Annotated in this window: 21 protein-coding genes and 1 pseudogene; 4 read left to right on the plus strand and 18 right to left on the minus strand. The window is 41.9% G+C overall.

The window, feature by feature from the left end:
• Nucleotides 1-335: 335 nt before the first annotated feature.
• Nucleotides 336-1676 (plus strand): patatin-like phospholipase family protein, encoded by a 1341-nt coding sequence (locus tag ACXAD4_RS08150; protein WP_475240455.1) that lies wholly within the window; start codon nt 336-338, stop codon nt 1674-1676.
• Nucleotides 1677-2409: 733 nt separating this feature from the next.
• Here ACXAD4_RS08150 and ACXAD4_RS08155 read toward each other — a convergent pair.
• The 5 genes from ACXAD4_RS08155 to ACXAD4_RS08175 form a co-directional block, all read right to left on the minus strand.
• On the minus strand, nt 2410-3588 hold the full coding sequence (locus tag ACXAD4_RS08155; protein WP_475240456.1) for a M20 metallopeptidase family protein: 1179 nt from the start codon (nt 3586-3588) through the stop codon (nt 2410-2412).
• Complete coding sequence (locus ACXAD4_RS08160) at nt 3588-4037, minus strand: hypothetical protein (protein ID WP_475240458.1); 450 nt, start codon at nt 4035-4037, stop codon at nt 3588-3590. The genes ACXAD4_RS08155 and ACXAD4_RS08160 overlap by 1 nt, the downstream gene beginning before the upstream one ends.
• Nucleotides 4021-4854: a DUF3100 domain-containing protein gene (locus tag ACXAD4_RS08165; RefSeq protein ID WP_475240459.1), complete on the minus strand. Its 834-nt coding sequence runs from the start codon at nt 4852-4854 to the stop codon at nt 4021-4023. The genes ACXAD4_RS08160 and ACXAD4_RS08165 overlap by 17 nt, the downstream gene beginning before the upstream one ends.
• Nucleotides 4855-5411: 557 nt before the next feature.
• On the minus strand, nt 5412-6128 hold the full coding sequence (locus tag ACXAD4_RS08170) for an SGNH/GDSL hydrolase family protein (RefSeq protein WP_475240460.1): 717 nt from the start codon (nt 6126-6128) through the stop codon (nt 5412-5414).
• Between the two features lie 149 nt (nt 6129-6277).
• A complete protein-coding gene (locus ACXAD4_RS08175) occupies nt 6278-7210 on the minus strand; it encodes a LysR family transcriptional regulator (protein WP_475240462.1) in 933 nt (310 codons plus the stop codon).
• Between the two features lie 113 nt (nt 7211-7323).
• On the opposite strand from ACXAD4_RS08175, the gene ACXAD4_RS08180 reads away from it, so the two are divergent.
• From ACXAD4_RS08180 to ACXAD4_RS08190, 3 genes are all read left to right on the plus strand, one after another.
• On the plus strand, nt 7324-7569 hold the full coding sequence (locus tag ACXAD4_RS08180) for a hypothetical protein (RefSeq protein ID WP_475240464.1): 246 nt from the start codon (nt 7324-7326) through the stop codon (nt 7567-7569).
• A 3-nt stretch (nt 7570-7572) separates the two neighbouring features.
• The gene (locus tag ACXAD4_RS08185; RefSeq protein ID WP_475240465.1) at nt 7573-8499 is read left to right on the plus strand and encodes a sodium-dependent bicarbonate transport family permease; all 927 of its coding nucleotides are present in this window, start codon (nt 7573-7575) and stop codon (nt 8497-8499) included.
• Between the two features lie 115 nt (nt 8500-8614).
• Nucleotides 8615-8920, plus strand: a complete 306-nt coding sequence (locus ACXAD4_RS08190) for a nuclear transport factor 2 family protein (RefSeq protein WP_475240467.1) — start codon at nt 8615-8617, stop codon at nt 8918-8920.
• Nucleotides 8921-8987: 67 nt separating this feature from the next.
• On the opposite strand, the gene ACXAD4_RS08195 is transcribed toward ACXAD4_RS08190, so the two are convergent.
• From ACXAD4_RS08195 to ACXAD4_RS08255, 13 genes and pseudogenes are all read right to left on the minus strand, one after another.
• Nucleotides 8988-9848: a RecX family transcriptional regulator gene (locus ACXAD4_RS08195; protein WP_475240468.1), complete on the minus strand. Its 861-nt coding sequence runs from the start codon at nt 9846-9848 to the stop codon at nt 8988-8990.
• A gap of 134 nt (nt 9849-9982) precedes the next feature.
• Nucleotides 9983-11251, minus strand: coding sequence for an NADH:flavin oxidoreductase/NADH oxidase family protein (locus tag ACXAD4_RS08200; protein WP_475240470.1), 1269 nt, complete (start codon nt 11249-11251; stop codon nt 9983-9985).
• Nucleotides 11252-11533: 282 nt separating this feature from the next.
• Nucleotides 11534-11701: pseudogene (locus ACXAD4_RS08205) on the minus strand (cytochrome ubiquinol oxidase subunit I); the annotation flags it as partial.
• Between the two features lie 68 nt (nt 11702-11769).
• Nucleotides 11770-13284, minus strand: a complete 1515-nt coding sequence (locus ACXAD4_RS08210) for a radical SAM protein (RefSeq protein WP_475240471.1) — start codon at nt 13282-13284, stop codon at nt 11770-11772.
• 16 nt (nt 13285-13300) lie between these two features.
• A complete protein-coding gene (locus ACXAD4_RS08215; protein ID WP_475240473.1) occupies nt 13301-13990 on the minus strand; it encodes a class I SAM-dependent methyltransferase in 690 nt (229 codons plus the stop codon).
• Nucleotides 13991-14124: 134 nt separating this feature from the next.
• Nucleotides 14125-16248 carry a peptidase domain-containing ABC transporter gene (locus ACXAD4_RS08220; protein ID WP_475240474.1) on the minus strand — a complete coding sequence of 708 codons (2124 nt, stop codon included), beginning with the start codon at nt 16246-16248 and terminating at the stop codon, nt 14125-14127.
• Entirely contained in the window at nt 16245-17507 is a 1263-nt protein-coding gene (locus ACXAD4_RS08225) for an HlyD family secretion protein (protein WP_475240475.1), read from the minus strand. The genes ACXAD4_RS08220 and ACXAD4_RS08225 overlap by 4 nt, the downstream gene beginning before the upstream one ends.
• Nucleotides 17508-17601: 94 nt before the next feature.
• Nucleotides 17602-17742, minus strand: a complete 141-nt coding sequence (locus tag ACXAD4_RS08230; RefSeq protein WP_475240477.1) for a hypothetical protein — start codon at nt 17740-17742, stop codon at nt 17602-17604.
• A gap of 91 nt (nt 17743-17833) precedes the next feature.
• Nucleotides 17834-17998 carry a hypothetical protein gene (locus ACXAD4_RS08235; RefSeq protein ID WP_475240479.1) on the minus strand — a complete coding sequence of 55 codons (165 nt, stop codon included), beginning with the start codon at nt 17996-17998 and terminating at the stop codon, nt 17834-17836.
• A 107-nt stretch (nt 17999-18105) separates the two neighbouring features.
• Nucleotides 18106-19278 carry a glycosyltransferase family 2 protein gene (locus ACXAD4_RS08240; RefSeq protein WP_475240481.1) on the minus strand — a complete coding sequence of 391 codons (1173 nt, stop codon included), beginning with the start codon at nt 19276-19278 and terminating at the stop codon, nt 18106-18108.
• A gap of 21 nt (nt 19279-19299) precedes the next feature.
• Nucleotides 19300-20682, minus strand: a complete 1383-nt coding sequence (locus ACXAD4_RS08245) for a protein adenylyltransferase SelO family protein (RefSeq protein ID WP_475240483.1) — start codon at nt 20680-20682, stop codon at nt 19300-19302.
• 6 nt (nt 20683-20688) lie between these two features.
• Complete coding sequence (locus ACXAD4_RS08250; RefSeq protein ID WP_475240484.1) at nt 20689-21177, minus strand: toxin-activating lysine-acyltransferase; 489 nt, start codon at nt 21175-21177, stop codon at nt 20689-20691.
• A 394-nt stretch (nt 21178-21571) separates the two neighbouring features.
• Nucleotides 21572-23509 carry a hypothetical protein gene (locus tag ACXAD4_RS08255; protein WP_475240486.1) on the minus strand — a complete coding sequence of 646 codons (1938 nt, stop codon included), beginning with the start codon at nt 23507-23509 and terminating at the stop codon, nt 21572-21574.
• Nucleotides 23510-23782 lie beyond the last annotated feature (273 nt).

Below are 23782 nucleotides of genomic sequence, written 5' to 3' on the forward strand. Positions count from 1 at the left end.
GGGAAGAAAGATGTTAGGTGGGTCAAAGCTAGGTAATAAAGGCCGCATGTTTAGTAATGTTCGTCATTGATGTTCAGACAGATTACGTAAGTATTTAAAAAATTGTGATCTGGAAATCGATATCTTAATAAAAATATACTGAATTTATAATTGTTGCTGAACTATAGTTATAATTAAATGTACTCATATTTGAATATCTCTTATTCATGGTTCTGTATGGATGGTATTGTTATGATATTTAAAGTAAATTCTTAATCAGTATTATACTGGCAATGATAATTGTTCTATGTTCCGGAGTAATTAATTTAATTGTTGCAGGTTATATTGGGAAATATATGTATAAAAAAACTTTCGTCTTTTTGTTGTCTCTTGTTTTATTTGGTTGTAGTAATGGTCAACAACGTAACCCTGTACCTTCACATTTAAAAGTTAATGATGGTTTGTTGAGTTCTAAAACACTCAGGCATTGGGGGGATGTACCATATTCAGTTGAACAATATGTTTTTGATGAAAAGCTGCGAAGTACTACTTTCGACAAAAATCTTGTTGTGGATGACGCTGGCAATATTAAACCGCAACACTTCTTGACAATATCAGGAGGTGGGGCAAATGGTGCATATGGTGCTGGTCTTTTAAATGGTATGACAGAAAGTGGTAAACGACCAGAGTTCCGCATGGTAACAGGAATAAGTACTGGAGCTATTTTAGGATTATATGCGTTCTTAGGTGAAGATTATGATCATAAACTAAGGGCATTTTATACAGAACTTTCTGATCAAGACCTTTATCAAACACGATATATTTGGCAAATTTTTTCAAGCTCATCGTTATTGAATACTGCAAGGTTTGAGGAGCTAGTCAGAGATGAAATTGATCGTGAATTATTAGATAAAGTCAAACAAGAATACTTACGAGGGAGAACTTTTTTAGTAAAAACCACGAATCTTGACGCCCAGCGACCTGTGATATGGAATATGGGGGAGATTGCAATGCATGAGACTGAAGAGGCAGAGCGTCTATTCCAAAGTGTACTTATAGCATCCGCTTCAATTCCTGGTGTATTTGAACCCGTTCTTATTCCATTGAATATCAATGGCGTTACTTATGATGAGCTACACGTAGATGGTGGTGTTATAGCTCAAGCCTTTTTCATTCCAGAAAATATGGATGTTGAAGAATTATCAAGTGTTGAAGATAAGCAACTTACTGAGTTAGGGATTAATCTGCCAGAAAACAGAGTAAGTCATATTTGGATGATAAATAACTCGCGTATAGGTGCTATTTGGGAGCCAACACAGCCTACGTTGACTAATATATCGGGGCGGTCAATATCAACGATGATAAAGTATCAAGGTCGAAATAATATTAATAATATATATCATCAAAGTAAGTTGATTGGAGCTACCTTCAATTATTCATATATAGATCATAGAATTCCTGATACCCCATCAAACGCTCCGTTTAGTAAAGAATATATGCAACATATGTATTGTTATGGATATGTACAAGGATTAATCGATAAACACTGGGAAAACGATTTACCTAATTACTCTCAATTTCAAAGTATTGAATCATGGAATAAAGATACTGCTGATATCGAAAATTTTAATTGGGATAGAATAGAACCAGGGTTAATGGGAAAAATTAAAAAATGTCTATTTACTATTAATCAATGAAGTTGCTAATAATATTTATTACAGATTGTTTTTATTTTTGGCCTGTGTTGTCAAAGATTTTAACTTTTTTGTCTTGATGTAAACTTTATTATGCAGTTGGTGTTATCCTGATTTACCAGAAATAAAGATTTAGAGAAGCTTAATTCTAAGGCAGTAGAGCGTTAACCCTGATATTGTGCAGGGTTAAAATCTCTTTTTTAAATTATTTTTTAATGTTAGTGTTGTATTTGTCTTGCTGCTTCATTTTAGAGACTATATACATTAGTTTTCGGATGCTAAAAGAATCATAAGAATAAAAATAGTTTGTGTATATATTGCACTTAATATCTTTAGCAATTGTTACAATATCAATGTCATATTCACTTCGAATACTGTCCTGTTGCACGATTAAAATAGTATTATTAAACTCGGCAGTGATTATTCGACCATCGATAAAAGAATAATCTTTAATATTTATTAGATTATTATCTTCGAGATGACTTTTTATGTTTAGCATAGAGATGATATCCATTCCCATCAGATTTTTACAAGGTTATTCACCATGTTAACTTAATTGAAATTGATACATTATGAATATCTGTCATTCATTTCTGCTAGCTAGTTAATTTGTCGGTATTGTGGGAGCTATGTACCTTTCAAATAAAGGTTGGTTAGGGCTTTAAGGGTGACGGAGCTAAAAAGAAAAAAGCCTAGAGTATATGCTAGGCCTTGTTTATGTAGCGGTGTTACTCGCTTATCTGGTGGCGATATTAATGAAGATTTGTGCGCCTACCAGCGGGGCATGTTCATCAACATAGTACGGGTTAGAGTGAAGGTAGTTACAGATCCCTTTCTCTTTGTTACCTGAACCCAAGAAGAAGAACGCACCGCGTTTGTCTTCAGTAGCGTTAACCATGTAGCTGAAATCTTCACTGCCGGTCATTGGCGAGCCATTGATGTTCATCATATCAGCAGGAACCGCATCACTGGCTGCTTCAACCACACGCTGATAAGCTTCAGGATGGTTGATAATGGCAGGGTAACCGCAGTAAGTCATAGAGGTGTTGAAACCACGAAGCTTGCTCTGGGCAACAATTGATTCGAAGCTGTTACGTAGTACTTCGTCAGTTTCACTGTCCATCGAGCGGATTGTCCCGCGAGCTTGGACATTAGCAGCTACAGCGTTTGGCACCGTACCACCGTTGAACATGCCGCAGACAAATACCGCTGGCGAGAACGGGTTAGTTTGCTTGGCGACGATGTAGTCCATGTCTTCGACAATTCGTGCACCTTCGCGGATTGCATCAAGCCCTTTATGAGGTGTAGAGCCATGGGCAGATTTGCCCTCGATGTCCAGAGTCCAGGCACTGCCGTAAGAAGACATAATGCCATTGTTGATGCTGACGAAACCACATTCAAGCGCTGCGTCATTGTGAAGGGCATAGACTTCGTTCACGCCATTCATACAGCCCAGTTCGACCATCTTGTTCGCGCCATCGACACGCATATCTTCTTCAGCCATCTGGAAGATGAAACGCACGTTGTGCTTTAGTTCATCCTTGTAAGCTGACAGATATTTTGCCGCAGTTAGCAGCGTTGCCATATGGACATCGTGGCCACAGTTGTGGGCACGGCCAGCATGCTTTGAAGTATGTTCGTTGTCAGTAAGGTCATCCATCTCCAGTGCGTCCATATCAGCACGGAAGGCAACCATCTTGAACGAGTCACCAACAATCAAATCAGCGATAAAGCCGGTATAGCCTTCATAAGTCGTGATAGCGTAGCCACACTCATTCATGATGTTCTGGCAGTATGCGGATGTCTTGTATTCTTCGCCAGACAGCTCAGGGATTTGATGTAAATCTTGGCGAGCCGTGATGCTAAAAGTGGTTAGCTCAAGAAGCTTATTGTCGATATTAAAACGAGACAGCATTAGATAATCCCTTTCATTGAGAAGCCAATTTGTGCAATCAAAGATGCGCCTAGGAAACAGCTAGTTGAAACCACTAGGAACAATACAATCACTTTCCAAGAAAGCTTTTTCAGCTCTTCCATCTTGCCACCGACAGACAGACCAGCAAAGGCCAATAGAGGTACTGTACAAGACAGGAACTGTACTTTGCCGATTGAATCGAGGAAGAACGTTCTTACTGCTGTTTCGGGTAAACAAATCAAAATACCGATAATGGTCGCGTAGGCAAAAGTCGGTAGTGGTGACTTGATGTAGTTTTTGGCCACCAGTGATAGGAATACTACAATCGACATCGCGATGAAGCTATCCCACATATTAAAGAAGCTGATACCCGAAGTCAGGGTTTGTGTGAACATGGCAAGCAACAGTGCCAAGAACACAAACTTCATATCATTAAGCACCGACTGCATCTTGCACCTCTTTCTTCTGGCAAATTTTGTAAACGAATTCGGCAAGTGGAATACCGATAAATGTAAGCGATAGTGCACCTAGTACAGATGAAAGCAGGTTAGATGCCGCAGCAATACTAAGAGCTTGCTGAGCCATCTCTGGGTTAAGGTTGCTAACCAAGGCACCAGATGCTGCACTTAGCATTGAACCACTGCCTACACCAGTACCGGCAGCAAGTGCTAGTGGGTGAATACCCGTTAATGGGCCAACACTACCCAGTACACTGAACCAAAGGGTACCGATCACCGAACCACACAGGTAAATCGCCAGAACACCGATGTACTCTTTGGTGCCGGTACCGTATTTGCCCTGGATTACAGCGATAGAAGGTTCACGGCTAATCGATGAGCATGCACCGATTGCCTCACGGCCCATACCAAATTTCACGGCCAACGGAATTGCTACCAGAATTGGCAACAGGTTGCCTAGCTCTTGGAAGATAAGCGGGATACCAGCATCCAAAATGATGTCGATGTTTGGAATGATCATACCTGCGTACTGGGTGCCCAGCACAAGCAAGCAGAAGCCGACCATTTTTGATGAGAAAGATTCTTCTTCTTCGGTGAAGATCTTACCCCATGCACTAATTTTATTACGTACTGGATTTAAAGAAATGATCATCCCGATCGTTACGGCAAACAGCATTGGCAGGATGGCAATGTTTATTTCCCCGAATGAAATATTTTTTGTTCCAATAACAACTTGCGCAATGAATATAACAGCCATTGCGATAATAGTTGATATTGCAACTACTTTTATAGGTGAGCGATTACTCATAGGTTTCTACCTGATTGGTTATTTTTCGGGGTGAGATATTAACGATGGTTAAAATATAAAATGTGAGGTGAATCGACTTTGTTGAGAATCAAAAGTTATTACATATTTTGTTTTTTTGCACTTAAACCAAGTGGCAACAAATCCTATAAGTTTGCTAAACATATGATGTTAAGTAACTTGTTGTTTAACCTAAAAACAACACAGGGTTTGTGGTTTTTGGGGTGTGAGACAACTTTGCAAAGTTGTATTAACAACATAACAGTATTGTTTTTTACTTTTTTAGAACGTGCAAGGGTTTGCTCTCAAGTAATGTTATAAATGTTATTTGGATTTTTTAGCTGAAGACGTGATGAATGATATGCGATTGCATGAAGTGGCGATTAAAACTAGTCATATGTTGATAATGTTTAGGTGATACTGATTAAAAGAATAACAATTAAATATTGAGGCTGGTAAGTAAAGTTCTTTAGCTTTTTGATGAAATTTAGGTGTACAGATACTAAGAAATAATAAAATTCACTAAAAACAATAATATTAATAACTAGCAGAAATGGTTTTTATCGGTGTGAGGACCACCGTGCCTTAATGAGTTTTGCCACCGCTTGTCCCCATTGCTGGTAAATTTGTGGGCCGGGGTGGAAACCATCAACGGCCATATGGACTACATCAAGTGGTCCCCCTATGTTGACCAGTTCACAATCTGGCTGAGTATCTACCCATTTTGCTAGTTTTCGGTTGAAAGCCTTGGCCTTGCTGCCTAGATACCAACGTAATGGATGGGGGAGGGACGGAAAGACCTCCATAGGCGGAATTTCATTGAGGATGATGTGTTGGCAAGAGAAATGGCTTCGTAGTGTATTGGTAAGTGTCTGTTGGTGTTTGAGCCACTTAGCCGCACTGGTCGGTTTGGTCACGTCATTAACACCTGCAGAAATCACCACGACATCATACATCTGCTTGGGATGTAACATGACAGACTGGAGGACCTGTTTGGTAGTAAAACCCGTTTTAGCGATAAGTTGCCATTCGACTTTAAAATGCTTTTCTAACGCTGAAATTAGCTGGCCAGATAGAGCTTGTGACTGGCATTTGGCTCCAACACCGGCTGCGGCGGAGTCGCCAAGTAGTAAGACTCTTAATGGTTGTTTACCTTGTCCACTTCGGCCCTGACGAGGCCCTTCCGCTTCACTGAGGCACGGAATAGATTTTCGGACATACTTGCCTTGCACCCAAAAAATAGGACCCATTAAAATCAGGATAAGTTGATGCAGCATTGGAAACTCTCTGTTGCTTCTTCCTACCATTTTAGGGTTAAGCCTAGCCTCAATTGACCAAGGCTGCAGGCTCAGAAGTAAGAGAAAGGTCTTTCATTCTTGTTGCGTGTTTAATGCCTATTGAGATGCGACATGGCTGCCGAGTTATATTAAAACTGAACCGCTTTTTTCATCACCTCTCGGCCTTCGGTTTCCACATAGCTCAGAAATACCTGGGCGATAGGGGATAAGCTCTCGGCTTTTGTCCATGAAAAGGACCACTTAGATTGGATAGGTAACCCTTCTACATTGAGTGTTTTCACACCATAAATCTCTCCAAAGGCGAGCGTATGGGCCGACAGGATTGAAACGCCAAGTCGTGACAGTACCGAATGAATGATGGCTTCATTACTGGCGATTGTCATTTTGATGTTGGGTTTATACTGTTGCTCATTGAAAAAGCCCTCGATGGCATATCGGGTACCTGAGCCTTGTTCCCTGATGAGGAAATCTTGTTGGCAGAACTCTTCTAATGATACCGAGGGCTGGTTTGCCAGAGGGTGATCGGCTTCGGCAATGGCGACCAAGTCATTAGACATAAACTCAATTACATCGAGATCGAGCCCTTCAGGTAAATGACTGAATACATAAAAGTCATCCAAGCCTTGCTCCAGGCGGTCGATGATCTGTTGTCGGTTGGCGATAGTAAACTGGATATCAATCCCAGGGTAATGCTCGCAAAAAGGCCCGAGTAGATGCGGAATAAAGTATTTTGCTGTTGTGACACAGGCCAGCCTTAGCGTTCCTGACTTAAGTCCTCTTAGGCTGGAGAGTTGCATATCCAACTCTTCACAGTTCTGTAGGATTTTCTTTGCTGTTGCGACTGTTGCCAAGCCAGCATCTGTGAACTTGAGCTTTCTGCCGACTTGCTGATATAGCGGTAAACCAATGGCCTCTGAGAGCTTTTTCAACTGCATAGACACAGTAGGTTGGGTCAGGAACAAGGCTTCGGAGGCTGATTTAATGCTTCCTTCCTCGTAGACAGCCAATAAAATTTCCAACTGGCGGAAGGTACCAATATGGGCATGGAGCCTTGACGACATGAGATTCTCCAATGACGAAGATTAGATTTTTATCTAATTATAATATAGTTATTATCTATTTTTATCTATTTTAAGCTGGCGTTAAGATTTCCTCAATTTCGATGGAGGTCACAATGAAGATAAGAAATTACGCTTTGCCACTGTTAACCAGCGCGATGCTGGTTTTGTTTTACAGCTTGAGTGCAACGCTTGGTCAAGGATTGATGGGTTTTGCTATCTTGGCTGCGGGTTTGGCTGGGTTTACTTTGTTTAGCGCCTTCAAATCTGCTGAAAACAGGGATGGAAAACAAATTTCTGGTGTGCCTGGACATCTGCTCCGAGGTCAAGCACTACCAGCTCAAGGTTCAGGGAAGCAGTAAGTTATGGATGCAGTCGTCGCTTTTTTTGTCCTGGGAATTGTATGCCAACTTCTGGGCGCAAAGGTTTCTTTTCCCGAGGGGCTATATAAGACCTTGAGTATGTTTCTAATGGTGGCGATTGGCCTTAAAGGGGGCATCGCGCTACAGAAACATATCGACCCAAGCCTGATTACTATGTCTATTGCGGTCATTGCGTTTGGCTTGTTGTTGCCGCTGATAGCCTACCCATTATTGCGTTACTTTGGCCAGTTGGACCGAATCAATGCCGGTGCTGTTGCTGCCCATTACGGCTCAGTCAGTGTCGCGACCTATGCTGTTGCTGTGGCCTTACTCGAGGCTAATAACATCAACTATGAAGCCTATTTCCCACTGTTTGTAGTCTTGCTGGAAATGCCAGCAATTTTGGTTGGTTTGATACTGGCCAAGGGGAGCTTGAAACTCATCAATGCCGAATTTATCAAAAAAGAGTTGGTAGCCAACCAGAGTATTTTGTTGATGGTCGGCAGCTTACTTATCGGTTACTTCGGCGGACAAAGCGTGCAGAAACTGTCGCCGTTTTTCATCGAGCTGTTCTCGGGCGTGTTGGCGTTGTTCCTGCTGAAAATGGGCCTAGTAGCGGGTGAGCAGTTATCGGCACTCAAGAAGAACAGCCTGTTCTTGGTGAGCTTTGCCATTTTGATGCCGATGATTGGCGGTATCGCAGGGACAGGCCTTGGGTATATGCTTGGTTTTAGCGGTGGCGGGATTGCATTAATGGCTATCCTAGGGGCGAGTGCTTCTTATATCGCAGTACCTGCAGCTATGAAAGAAAGCTTGCCGGAAGCCAATGCGGGTATGTCGATAACGGCTGCTTTGGGAATTACTTTCCCATTCAATGTATTGCTGGGTGTACCGTTCTTCATAGCTCTTGGTCAATATCTACAGGCTTAGAGTAATATTAATATCTGCTATTTATACTCACCCTTTGGGGTTAAGGTTGAAGCGGGGCTAAGTACTATACTGCATGTTAACTTTAGTTCTTCCTAGACCGAGAGAGGATAGGATCATGTCAGCGCAAGACAAGTTGGGTGGTTACGCGAGTGGCTTCACCCATTTAGATGCCGATGAGATTGCGGAAAACGTGACTTTTGATTACATGCTGTTGGACCAAAATGGCATTGTTCACAGCAGAGAGGGCCTGCAAGCCTATATTACTGGGTTGAGAGAACATGGCGATAAGATGGATATTACAGAGGTCATGGTCGATGGTAGTAAAGCATGGTGTAAGTGGCAGGTTGGTGAAGTAATAGGAGCCGGCTTAATTAGCTTTGGTGATGAGGGCGTCACGCAAGAGCAACTCTTTTTCCTCTAACTAAGATAATTATTAAGTTACAGGGAGCAAAACAGCGTTTTGCTCCCTGATCTGTATTAAGCAATGTCTATTCTAAGTGATGTTCGAGGGCATAGTTGGCGTCAGTGAAGCTGAAGCCTTTTCGAACCAAGAATGCAGTGGCTTTTTTCTTGTCGGCAAAGTCAGTAATTGGGGATTTATATTTTTTGTTCAAAAATTCCAATGCTTTGCGTTGGTCATCGCTAACACCATCTTGCTCTGTTTCAATGAGCAGAACTTGATCGATACACTCTTGGCTGATCCCTTCGCTGCGTAATTTTTGAATAAGCCCCGTTGTTCCCATTTTCTTCTCGTGTTTAGCAATGAGTCGCTCAGCCAGTTGCTGCTCATGCTCGCTATCTAGGGATTGTGGCAATATAGCTTGTATCCTAGACGCGCTGACCCCTTGTTGCTGAAGACGCAAACTGATGTCTCTTGCACTCTTTTTCCCGGCGTACTTATTGATAACACGGGTGATCAATACATCTTGCTCGGACTCATCAATCGATAATAATGCGTTATCAATATCGGCTTGTGCGACGCCTTGTAGTTTGAGCTTTTGCGCTAGCACTGAAGGGCCATAAGAGCGACAGCGCGAATTGACATAGGTTTCAGCGTAGCGTTGATCGTTAAGGTATCCCAGCTCTAGCAAGCGGTTAATGACTTCTTTTACCCATTCAGCGTTGGTGGTTTTACGGGTAAGTTTTTCTTTTAGCTTTGCAACGGAATATCCGCGTTGGTTCAGCCACCAAATCGCATATTCAAAAACATCTTCGACTTTCTGAGCAGGCTTCGGCCCAGCCTTTCTTTGCCCACCATCACGTGTATTTGTGTGTTTCGAATATGCCTTGCGAGTGTTATCCGGCTTTTTATAAGTCGTTTGCTTCTGTTCTGGCTGATCTGAGGTCATATAAATTTCAAACGTTCGTCTATTGCCCAAAGGGTGGGAAGCTGTGTGGAGCCGTAGGTTTATAGCAAAGGGGAAGGGGGTAAATCAAGATGTTGCGGCACTGCAACTGAGCACCGCAACAAATAGAATCGAACTTACGCTCTACGTTTTCTGAAAGCGTATATTCCTGCGCTGGCGATGGTTTTGAAAACAACACGCCATGCACTTAAGTTAGGTTTCGGATCGAGCCCTTTAGCCATGCGCCAAAGTTGTTGTTCATACCAGGTAATGCTTAACATTCCCAACTTATCCATGGCTTTGTTGCCCGTTGTTGGATTGATTAATGGCATACTGTATTGGCTGTCAGCTAACAGCTTATTAGGGAAATCTGCATCCACCGCTGTCGTCCGGGCTAAACCGATAAAATCAGTTGCTCCGCTTTCCAGTGCTTCTGCCATGGCTGGGGCGCTACGAAAACCGCCGGTAACGACCAAGGGAGTCGAAACAAGTTTACGCACTTTTTCCATATAATCGAGGAAGTAAGCTTCACGCTGTAAGGTACTTTGCTTGGCTTTCTTTCCGCTCATCATAGACGGACTTTCATAGGTACCGCCGGATATTTCGATTAAATCTATACCGGCCTCAGCCAAGGAACGAACAACCTGCATGGAGTCTTCCTCGGTAAAACCGCCTTTCATGAAATCAGCACTATTGAGTTTAATACCAATCGGGAAATGCTCGCCAACTTGCTCTCGGATAGCGTGGTAAACCGAAAGGACGAAGCGCATACGGTTTTCCAGACCGCCGCCCCACTGGTCATCCCTTTGGTTGTGCCTTGGAGACAGGAATTGGCTGACCAAATAACCGTGGGCACCATGAATTTGCACCCCAGTAAAACCTGCGTCTTTGGCCAGTTTTGCGCTGGTCGCAAATTTACCGATGATCTCGAGAATTTCTGTTTCGGTAAGGGCTCTTGGTGTGTTGAAGCCTTTCTCTAATCCTCTCGTTAAAGGTATTGCCGAGGGTGCGACTGGCTCTTTGGTCAGGAAATTAGGAATTTGTTTACCAGGGTGGTTGAGTTGAGGCCAAATATGGGAACCGTTTTGCTTTCCGGCTTCTGCCCACTTTTTGAAAATAGTGAGATCGCTCTTCTCATCAAGCACGACATTTTTTGGCTCACCGAGTGCATTTCGGTCAATCATAATGTTGCCAGTCATTGCCAAACCGATCCCCCCTTCGGCCCAACGGCGGTAAAGGGTGACCAAACCCTGCTTGGGGTTGTGGTTGGCATCACCGAGTTGTTCGCTCATGGCTGACTTGAACAAGCGGTTCTTTATGGTTGTGGCCTTACCTAGCGGAAATGGGCAATTGAGAGATGGCGTGTTGGTCGCTTCCGTGCTTTGTTGTAATTCTGCTTGCACCATAATGATTTCCTTATCGGATATGTTTGGGAGCTATAAAATAAGTACGATCGTGCTTTTTATATCATTATATCAAGCCAATGGATACCTTCTTGCTCTCAATGAAGCATCTAGAACAATTGATAGGTCGGTACTAATACTTCATAGAGAATTAGTGTTTTTCCAGCTTCGCTCATTGCGTTCCATGCGGAATCCATTTTTAATTCCGATGTAGCTGGCGAAAGCCAGGGTAAACAGCATGACCATTAACATGCCGCAACCGACCATAATCCTAAAGCTCCAAAATAGCGGTGCACCAAATATGTCACCAACGTAATGGAAATAATAAGACCAGTTAGACCCAAACTGGAATTCCATGGTGAGGCCAGAAGCCAAACCAATTGAAGTTAATCCCGAATAATTTCCCCCAGAACTTTGTCATGCTTTGTATATTTGCTTGTCCGTAATGACATACCTGACTCCTTATAAGATCATTTTAGCTATGAGTCAGAGTATGTCGTTGGCAAGTGATTAATCTAAGGTTAACTTATCAGTGACCTCAAGTTTCCGAGTGAGACATTGCCATTGTATAGATTTTCTATCTTAAGAATGTCTAATAATTCTTGGTGTCGAGGATGTGTAGATAAGTGAACAGCTTTGTCTTCATATTCCTCTTCAGAAAATGAGCCCCAGTTTAGGATTTTAGCGAAACTAATACAGTCTGCATGCAATGATGTACAGAAGGTAACAAAGTCACTCATCTCATGAAAGTTGTTTTCCTGAACAACAAAGCTGAAGTTTAAATACATGATGTCATTGTTTTTCCTCAGCTCTGAGATGAACTTCAGGTTGCTTAGTAGTTTGTCAAATTTAACACCTCTACGATTACTCTCAATGGTTTCTCCAGTCGCACCATCAAGAGATATTTCAACGGCTACTTCACCTTCTCGAATGAATTGTGGAAGATCAAGCCAGTTTTTCTGGTTAAATAATTGACCATTGCTATGAAGATGTAGACATCTCAGTCTGGGAAAATCTTCCTTGTTCATTCTTTTCAAGAACTTTTTCGAGTAGGGTGAACCAAATGGGTCACCGGATCCAGAAATATAAAGACTGTGAAAGAATGATCCCATATCTTCAATTTCATTTTCTATTTCTTGGATTTTTTTTGCACGTTCTCCAGTTTCAATAAACTGCTCGCTTCGGCAGGATGGGCATGAAAGGTTACACGACATGTCAAAACCACAATTAAGGTGGGCAGGTCCATGAGACATCACGCCATCACCGCGAAGAATGTCTTTTTGGATACTTTCATGGTATTGCTCTAGAGCTGGAAAGTGATGATTGCTGTCCATTAAATGTGCACAGGTGTCGTTTAAGCAATACCGGTAGGAGCCATCAATAATAGACTTTCTAAATAATGTCGCCTCTTCGCTATTCCAAATCTCTTTGAGTGATTGCTCTGATGGGTTACCCATACTCTTAGCTGCGTGCCAACCACTACAACACATATAGGCTTCATCATAACAAACGATATAATCAAAAAAGGCATTAGGGCAATAACCTTCGACTTTCCTTTCTGATGGAGAAACTAACGCTGCTTCATCTTGGCTATGATCTATCCAGAATTTAATTTTTTCATTGATAGCAAAGTCATTGACGGAGGATTTGTTATTCCAGCTTAAGACTTGATCTATTTTAGCAGGATAACTGCGAAGCAGTTTATATAACATTGCTTTGGATGTTATCACATATTCAATATACTGCTCTTTCTTATCATGGAAAATCCTGCCAGTGAGTACGTCATAGTAATAATCAATGTTATTGTTCAGGCACCAATCGATAAAGCTACTTTTCCTATCCCATAACTGGATAAGTTTATTGTCATCAGGCTTCTTTTCCTGTGCAAGATAGATTAAGTTGCTGTTACTTTTTATTTGATATTCTGACTCTAATGTATCAAGAGTTTCAATCACCTGTTGTTCATTTTTGTCCCATACTACCATAAGAGCTTTGAGCAGGTTAATAGTTAGGCTGAGGAAGTTTTCATTTTTCATACTTTAGCCCTTTATATTAATCATCAGGAGAGAAGAAAACTCTTCGATTTTTAATTTGATCATTGATATTGCGTAGTTTTCTTACCGCAATCTGGTAACCGTCGATGAAAACTTCACTTTCCACAGAAACACTCAGCCAGGCATCCACAGCTCGTTTAGGGCTAAATCTTGCTCGATATTCTTTATGATCTAAACCAAGGCTTTCAATGAACCCATCATTAAACATCGTTACAATATACGGGTCATTGTACCATTCGTAATCATCTATCAGTAATACGCCACCAACGTTCAGTTTTTTCCAGGCGAGTTGAACATCTAGAAGTACATCCTGACCGATGTGGCTACCATCAATATAAATAAAATCAAAATTTGAGCCCACATCATTAATTACGTCATAGAGTAGGCCTTTACAAAGTGTTACGTTATCGTTTTCATTAACCGTCTCAAGAAGTAAATCTCGAGGGGCTGGCTCTACACCCACCACTTGATCAAAAACATTAGCCAGCATGGCTGTCGTTCTTCCCTCATAACAACCCACTTCGAGGGCTCGTTTTTTTTCACCTAATTGTTCAAAACACGTTTTGAAATTATCAGCATGGATGCTAGTCCAATCATAGGTATAATTTTTTCCGTTAGTTGTCGAATTATCAGGTTGACCTTCATGATAATTCATAACTTTTAAATCATCGTCACTTAATGTACTCATCGATTTATCCTTAATCTTAAATTAGTTTGAAATAACCCTATGGGTAAAATTATTCGTACAACTTTTACATTGGGTTAAAGCAATACCGTCATGTTTTGACTAAAGTATTTACTTACTTTATTGACGGATAATCATTACGCGGCATTGCCTCTCAGTAGTGCCTTAATACTGATGTCAACACTACGGTCTGCAGCAGCGATAGTTTCCGGGCGATGCGCAATTTGGATTACCGGCAGGTTAAGCTCGCGTACGGCATGAATGACTTTTTTTTCGCTGGTAACATCTAGGTGACTGGTTGCTTCATCTAGAATGAGCAATTTGGGGCGCTTATATAATGCCCGAGCGAAAATAATCCGTTGTTTTTGCCCGCCTGACACAGTATTACCCATTTCTCCTACCAGTGTTTGGTAGGCCATTGGCATCGCTTCTATTTCATTGTGAATATTGGCGAGCTTGGCACATTCTATTGCTCTTTCCATATCAATATCTTGGGAGAAAAAACAGATGTTTGACAAAATAGATCCGTTGAATAGTTGGTCATCCTGGAACACTGAACCAATACCATTTCGTAAATCAGACAAATTGCTGTGAGACACATCTTGGCCAAAAATCCTTACCTGGCCAGATTCCGGTGTATATAGTCCTAGCAGGAGTTTTGCTAGCGTAGTTTTTCCACACCCAGAGCGACCTGTGATCGCTACTACTTCTCCGGCAGAAACACTGAATGAAAGATTTTCAAATAGCAGGGGACTGTTTTCTGAATAGCGAAAACTGAGGTTATCCACTTGCAAAGCTGTTACCTCGACTTCATTCGTCGAAGGAGACGGTAAAGCAATGTTTTCTTTAAGTTGCTCTTTGTCGGTCAGTACAATATCAGCTAGACGCTCTGTGTGTACTGACAACATACGAAACTCAAAATAGTTGTTGATTAAATCGGTCACACTGCCAGAAAACCGCCCTTGAAAAGATAAAAAAGCGATTAACATACCTGCAGTAAATTGCCCATCAAGCACAAGCTTGGCACCAAACCACAGCACACCGGCAGTAGAAATAGCGGTGAGACCTTCCATGATAACGCTGTAGATCATCATCAGCTTGGACTCATTCAACTGAGCATTTCTACGTGCAATGTTGAGGTTTTTCCATGTATTTTCTCGCCAGCCCATGCCTCCATTGATTCTTACACTCAATATGCCGTGCAGTGTCTCTAGAAAGTTACTTTGCTCTTTGGCATTGGTTGACCAGATCTCCTCTTCAGCACGTCTAAAGCTGTCAAACCAAGCAAAACGCATTAACGCGTAGAGGATCACTGTAGTGATGCTGATCATGGTCAGCAACGGGCTGTAAAACAACATAATTGTCAAAGTGCCCGTTACAAGGATCAGATCAAGTAATGCCTGAATGATATTATTGGTGATGGCATGCTGGATGGTATTGAGTGAGTCAAACTTGGCTGAGATGTCCCCCAATTCCCGTTTTTCGTACCAGTCAATTGGTAGCCTGATCAGATGGTGGAAGACATTCGCTGCCCACTGCATATTGAAGTTGACAGAGAGATAGATGGTAAACCATTGCCGAGCCAAACTAACCAAGCTCTGAGTCGCTGCCAATAGCAACAGGGCAATGATCACAAGATCAAGCAGGTTATGATCAAAGCTAACGAGCACTTCATCAATAATTACCTGATTGACCAATGGAGCCACTAATGCCAGCACCTCTAAGGCGACGGCGAAGATGAATATTTTACTCAGTGCGCGTTTAAACCCTACCGTCTTGCCAATTAAATCTCGAATACGAACTTTTTCCCGCACATCTGCTTTCTCAAAGTCATGTGTAGGAGCCAGCTCTAAGGCGATACCGGTAAAGTGCTTATTCATAGCCTCCTTCGAGATCTTAGTTACTCCAGAGGCCGGGTCATAAAGCTCGTAGTATTTATCGGTAACTTTGCTCAACACCACAAAGTGGTTCATATCCCAATGCAAAATACATGGCAAACTGAGTTTTGGTAATTCCTCAAGTGTTGCGTGTAGTGGGCGAGAAGAGAGTTTTAAGCTCTGAGCACAGTTCATGACATCTGCCAATGTCAGGCCATGTTGAGAAAAGTGATGACGTGCTCTTAAAGCGGGTAAGTCAATTTTGAACCCGTGCCAGTCAGCAATCATTGCGAGACAAGCAATACCACATTCAGCCGACTCGGTTTGCCTGACCAGCCTTAGCTTTTTTCGCCACGCCCAATCTAGGTTCTCTATCTGGATCATTCATTTATTCCTTGAATCCGGGCGATGGGCCCTAACAACCATTCATATAGTTTTCTAGTTTCGACGTTGATATCAGCACTCACTCGCATTCCTACTTTTAGGGGCTGCTCCTTGCCATATACATCAATGGTTGGCTTATTGAGTGATACTATGATTTTGTAAAGCGTTTCGGCATCTGATCGGATGGTCTGGTCTTGTGCTTTTAGCTCTGCTGGAGTAAGTGTCGATTGCGAAATCTGAATGACATTACCTTTTTGTATGCCAAACTTTTCGTGTGGGTAGGCATCAAACCGTAATCCAACCGGTTGGCCAGGGCGTAGGAAGCCTATTGAACGACTGGGCGCATACAGCTCAACCTGAAGTTTTGCCTGCTTCGGAATGATATTGAGTAAAACTTCTCCCTGATTTACCGATTGGCCACTTTCGGCACGTAATGTGGTGATCTTGCCACTGACTGGTGAATGGACAACAGTCTCAGAAGCTGAGGTAAGTTCTATTTGTTGTTGAGTTAGGCTGTCTATTTGCCTCTCAAGCTCCAAAGAACGAAGATTTCCTTGCAGTGACATATAGTCGATCTGGTACTGTGCTGCCACGCGCTCGCGCTCCAGTTGTTGGATCATTAATTTCCGGCTCTCTTCATCGGACTGGAGGCTGACTAGGCTAGAAAGGTAATCTTTGTAGGCAAGTTCCGATATATAATTATTTTTAAGTAGTTTGCTGTAACTTTCTCTTGCTTCTTGTTTTAGCAGAGTTCGCTCTTTTGCAAATTCGAGTGACTGCTTAGCACTCTTGATCTCTAGTTCTAACCGTTCAATTTTACTGGTTAGATCGTCGATACGGGATTGAGTCACTAAATGTTCGTAATCACGCTGACTCTGCAGTGATTGGAATTGTTGTTCCAGACTTCGCTTTAAACGTTGATTGATACTTTCTCCACTTATGTCAAATACTTCGCTATTCACTCGAAATAAACTGGAAGATTTTTCAATCTGCTGACCATCTTCTACATAAATAGCTTCGACTACACCATTTTGTGCAGCTTTTACGGCAATGAGACCAGTTGACGGTACTATCACGCCTTCAAGCTGGGTTTTTTTGGTGTAGCTGCCAAGAGCAAGCAGGCTAAGAATGGCTCCAATTACAACTATGCAGCAAGCCGTTACAATACTTTGATTAAGGCCAGATAAAATTAGGATCTGTCCTTGCTCAGTTTTGTTTTGTTGCTGAAGGTACTCTTCACGAAATAATTGCCTAGACATAGAGATTTACTGGAACTGCTGTGGTTTGAAAAACAGGGGTGTGGTAACCCCTGTGAGCAACAACAGGTTTAAACCTGCGTCTGATTTTTATCGATTAACGGTAACGGCCTTCTTCACTTGAGCCACCGCCGCCACCTGGACGCCCTTCTTCGTCAGTACCGATGCCGCCACCTGAACTACCTTCTTCACCAGCGCCAGATACAAGTTTGATTTGCTCTTCATTTAGTTCAAACATAATGTTTTCCTTTTCGTTTAAGTTCCAATTAACATAATAAAGCCTGTCGATAATCTGCTAGGAACTCAACAAGCCTACGTTACTTATCAATTTAGTAACGACCTTCTTCACCAGTGTGAGGTGGGCGAGGGTTTGTTGGTGGTGGGCAACATTCTTCATGACAGCCATTGTTACCACCACCTGTTGTCGGTGGACGGTTCTCTTCAGATGAAGCACCAGAGACTAGATTGATCTGCTCTTCAGTTAGCTCAAACATGATATTTTCCTTATATCGTGAAATGAATGGCAGGCGTAATGCGCTGCCGCCTCTAGACTGCAGTTAGTCTAAATCTTGTAAAATATTTTCTTGTGAAGCCAAAAAAGCTATCGGGTCAGCCACTTTTTATCTCGGCCAAATATTTCATCCAAATAGCCGAGAATATTGGGGATCCAGGTAATAAAGCGAAGTAGGTGAGTAAAAAACGGTAACATGGCCATCTCAAGACGATTAAGATTGTGGGCATTACCGGTTTTCGCGATAAAGAAGAAGATAAATATCGATTCAACCAACAAAGCTAATGCCATTACACTTAAAGGTAACCACATACCTAACAGAGCAAACAGTGGCATAGCAATGAAGATGGGCGGAAATAGGAATTCAGTCGCCGAGATGAGAAACCACGGTAGAGATATCAACCCCATGAAAGGCGAGACTTTCCAAGTTTCCCAGAATGCTTCCACACGGCCCCGAGACCAGCGGCGACGTTGACGGAAAAGTGCATTATTGTTTTCAGGACATTGGGTCGTTGCTATAGCCTGAGCAGTGTAACCAGTTCGATAGCGATGAGCGAGGGCTTTCCAGCACCAAGAAATATCTTCTACTAACCACTCGCTCCAGCCTCCCAGTTCACGGACAGCACTGGCACGGTGCGCGACAAATGCTCCAGCGAGAACGGGAACGACACCGAGCTGATCCTGAGAAGTTCTAAGGGCGCCGTGCACACCTATGTGCTCATAAAACTGAGACTTACATAACAAGTTGCTTTCACGGTTTTTGGGTACCACATAGCCACAGACAGCGGCGTAGCCCGGATGGCTCCATATCTTATTGGCTAGCGCTAAAATACCGCCGGGCTGAATGAAGGTATCACTGTCTACCACAATATAGATCTCACCCGTAGCGACTTGCTCCTCTAAAGCAAAATCCAGAGCAGCACCTTTTCTGCCCGTATTCTCTGGTTTACTTAACAGGATGTAGTCCTGTTTTCTGTCTTGCTGCAACCATTGTTTTACAAACTTTGGTGTGTCGTTTGTTGAACCATCATCAATAATCAGCACCTGTATTTTTGATGCGTATTCTTGTTGGTCTATCTTTTCTAAAGACTTTATAATAAGTGCTTTATCTTCATTATAAAAAGGTACAAATACTGTCACTAATGGTAAATCATCTTTAATGGTTTCAGGCTTCCAGCGAAATAGAAATATCGCCATCAACACCATGACACAGATAAGCTCCACAAGAAGAGGGACTGCAATTATTATTGATAAGGTTTCCATTTCACTTGCCTGCTGGGATATTTAATTTACATACTGAGAAATAAACGCACTGATCTCTTCTTTGGTGCCGCAAAGCCCTTGTAAGCAAGGGTCAGAAAAAATAGTGAATCTTGAATATTTGATATCTCTATATTTAAAGTTGGGTTTTGTATCTGGGAAACCAACAAGCTCAAGGGCGGACTTCACTTCGCATGCAAACTTTTCTTTATTAAAGTCGCAATCGGCCAGTCGGGAAACATGCCATTTGTCTTTTCTCAGTTCTTTCTTTATTTTTCGTCCGATTTCAATGAGATCAGGAGTTTGCTCCGGAATACCACATTCCATAGCGGTATAACGATTCTCTTGCTCTTCCAGTGTTGTATTAAATTTATTCAGCAACGTTTTTTGTTGAGTGTCACTAAGCCCTGATTCACTGTGCCTATTTAAATGAAAGAAAAACGTTTGTAGCCATTCATTGATACCATGATGATCATCCCAAGTAGCACCAAGGCCTGAAGTCAACAGCACATTGGAAAAATCACCGATTCCGGATACCGTGCCTAAATCTAAAAAACGCCCATCCAAAGCTATATTTGAACTGGTCAATGAACCATGCGGCATTCCTTTGATGCGGCTAACGGCAACTTGAGTTGCAAAACGGGTGACAAAACGTTCCACGACATCGAATACTGGGGTATTACTACCGCTCATTTTACGTTCGTTGCTCTCAAGTAACTGGACTGCTGATTGAACATAAATATGTGTTAAATCGCGTAGATGTGCATATCCTTGCCGAGGCCAAAAGTTGAGTGCGGGTTCAAAGTGAGCGGGACGGGTAGCCACTTCTCTGATCATGATAGAGCAAGGCTGTTCTACTTCATCACCAAAGGTATTCTCACCAAGTATTGACTGCGGAGTTCTGACTATAGCGATAATCCTTAACGCACCATAGGGGAGTTCACGATGGCAAAGCTCACTCCATAATGCTTCACTGATGGCTTCGCTGAGTGGCAACTTTCCAGATGAGTGACCCTTATCAACATTGACTGCAACCAGCGGGTTAACGCCGTTACCTTTGATCTGTAACTGCCCATTAAGACCACAGCGGGCACTGCCGCCGTTACCCGCATCACCCGTGTTGCCGTAGCGATCAGCGATGAAAGTTTTACTGTCAGTGAGATCAAGCTCATTATCATCGGCATAACCGCGGCTGACATAAGCAAAGTTGTCCAGAATAAGCTGTTCTGCTTGGGCCAAATCTATGTCATTTTCATCAAACCAACTTTCATTCATCCAGGCGATTTGTGCATCTTTAACTTTAAAAGCCGGATAAGAAATAAAACTGTGCTCTGGCAAATGATCACCATAAAGTGCAGTATTATCGTGATTAGGTATATTGTGAGTTAAAAGGAGGTTTTTATTCATACTAGATTACCAACTATATACTGGTTCAGAGCTGCCAGGCTCACGGTAGTGAAGGCTTTTCACTCCTGCTTTTTTCAGTTTTCTACTAATCATGAGTAACTGCTTAATAAATTTTGATTCCGGGTAAGGTAAGCAAACGTCGAAAACAATGAGATTTGCCCCTTCATTCCATTGAGAAGGATGAGGGACAAAGCCAGGATCTGTTAAGTATTCATCGAGGGTTTTATCACTCACCCAAGCCCAACAAGCATACCCGCTCGCATTTCGGTCAAATTCACCTTGAAAAAGCTTAACTTGTTCTTGATTGATGGCTGGTATCATCCAGTGATAAAAAGATCCAACGGTTATTTTTTTTCTCTTTTCATTTTTTGCGTACACGTAACACAAATCACCTAATAATTCTTGTCTAGGCTCAAAGAAAATCCTTCTTTCAGTCGTTTCAAGAATTAAAGAATTCCAGTTGTGAATATTTGGTATTTCACCTGCTTTTTTCATAGAATCACTTATTGGTATGGATACATTAATTTATACCAATATGGTTTATTGGTATTTAATTAAAATTCTTAGGTTTTTTGTTAAGAAATATAATTAATTAAATGACTTGTAAATGAAAGAAGGTGAGAAAAAAAAGTCGACTGACTTCTAGTTTTTAAAATTTTTGTAAGTATGAAACAATAAAAAATGCGACACATAACTTGTTTTCAAAAAACTAACCTAGATATGCATTTCTTTTATAATATATAAAATAAAATCTTTATAAAGCATCAAGTTATTTAGGTGACTTTAGTTGACCTTGGCTATAGGTTGCTTCAAGGTATTAGTAAGGTAGAAAGCGACCACTTATGGTCGCTTTAATATTAATCACCGTTTGAAAGTTGCAACGAGCGAGTTATGGATAACTCGGTGGTGTTGGTAATAGGTGGTATGGATACTCTGGTTCACCATTGTTTTTGATACCATGCTCAAAAGCGATGCCTTCGATTTCAACATCGTTTTCTTCCCCGTACGTGACAGCAATGATGTCTTCGGCATCGATCCAAATAGAGATATAGCCGTAAGGGGTGATCTTGAAGACATTGCCGCCTTGTTCTCCATCACCATCAAAAGAGTTATGGTTACTGGCAAAGAGGTTTCCGTCTTGGTCGTAAGCTAATCCACCTTCCATATCGACACGGCCCTTATTTGCCACAACGAGTTCCCATTCCGTGATGAGGGTTGAGACGTAGCCATTTTTATCAATGTTGTAAATAAAGTGGGCACCAGCATCGTCAGCAAGGGTAATGTCACCATTATCTCGTCGTGTCATGAAACCATCGGGATCATCAAAGGCTCTCGCATCTTTGAGTGTGCCTATTAAGATCTCTTCAGGTTTAATTTTGTCGTAATAATCGTTAAGAACATTAAATTCGACTTCTTTATATTTATAATCGCCACCGAAGATAAATACCCAAGGGGATTTGATTGTACCTGCGCCTTTGACCTGAACATCATCTTCGCCAAGGTGAGTCTTTTTAACCAGTTTATCCTTTACCGTTTCAGGGCTATCACCCACTTTTATATTGAGGTAACCGATATTTACATCCGAGTTACCCATATCTGTATTGCTACCGCTTACCACTTGTACATTTACCTGAAGTTCAATTCTCCCGTAATAAGCATCTGTTCCCAGTGCTTCTATGTGGTTTTGTCCTTCAACAGCTTCTTTAGGAGAGGTGTCATCACTAGGCTCTTCTTCTTTTGCAAGTTCGGCAACAGCATATTGAAGGCCATAAGAATTGACGCTGTGTAGTCGGTATCCTTCCGGGTCGTTAAATGTCCATGGTGTACCGATAGTGCCGCGCCCCATAATTTTCACCGGTTCATAAAGAGCCTGTTTGATAATGCTGGCAATAAGGTACGGGGAAGCATCCCAAGGAATTGGGTCCGTAGTGATTTGTTTCGGGTAGTAATCGGTATCTTCTTTAAATGTAAGTGTGAAAGTTCCGTCAATATTTGCCGGCTTAAATGGGGCATAGTAATTGCCCGGATAATATCTTTCATATGAAAGTGGTGGATTTTTCTTGTTGTTGACGATGTATAAAGTGTTGTCTTTTGACAGTTCATGTGGGTTTACGCCCGGACCTTTGGCGTGTATTTCCGGTGTACCTGCGCCATATACATATGGGATGCGATAGACAACATTGGGTGTATCATCAGAGGCTAGGTAGATGTAACGCTCGTCTGCGGATATTGCCGGTTGGATATCGAAAATGAAGTCATCACCTAACGCCTCGAAAGCTTCTTTTTTGGCAAAGCGATAGACGTCGCCGGTTATAGGGTCTACTTTAAGTACGTCATCGCTACCATCTTCACCGACATAAAGTTTGCCATCAATACCCATCACCAAGCCTTCAAAATCAGGAGCAACATTATCGTTGACATCCATTGCATCTTGGGAGGTGAGAAGAATAGATAGTTCACCATATTGGTCATGTTTGAGCAAAAAGTCTTCATCGCCAATATAGGGTTGATAGGCTTCTACGCCAAAGATAATAGAACCATCAGGCAGCGCAACAATTGCTTTGTTGTCAAAGCTAATATCATCAAACATAGCGCCTGATTCATTGAGAACTTCGAGAATATCCTGTTCGGTTATCTTCTTTGTGATGACTTTTTGAGGCGTGATCTCAAGTACACATTCACAGTCAACTTCTAGTGCAAAAAGGTTTGCTGTCCTTGCTGGGGGGAGTAGTTGATCTGCTGGTGGTGATATTGCGTAAGCATTTACTGCCAATCCCAGACCGACCCCAAGGGCTACTTTAGTAAGGGTTTTATTTGAAATAGCCATGATTTTCACTCTTATTGTTGTGGAGTTAAAAGCATAGATATACAAAAAGGTCTTAATTTCTTTACATGAATAAAAAAATACTACAAAGAGGTTAGCTCTCTGAAATTAAATGCAATAAATAATTTTCAGCTAACAACATCAATACTAGGTTAATGGTTAATGGTTAATTGCTTAGAAACGCGTATTTATAATAAGAAAGTTAAATTAGGTTTTAGGCAATTTATATAATTTAAGAATAAAGAAAGCCGCCAGTTGGCGGCTCTCTGTTTGGTA

It is taken from the genome of Photobacterium sp. AWH4_225, assembly GCF_056158405.1.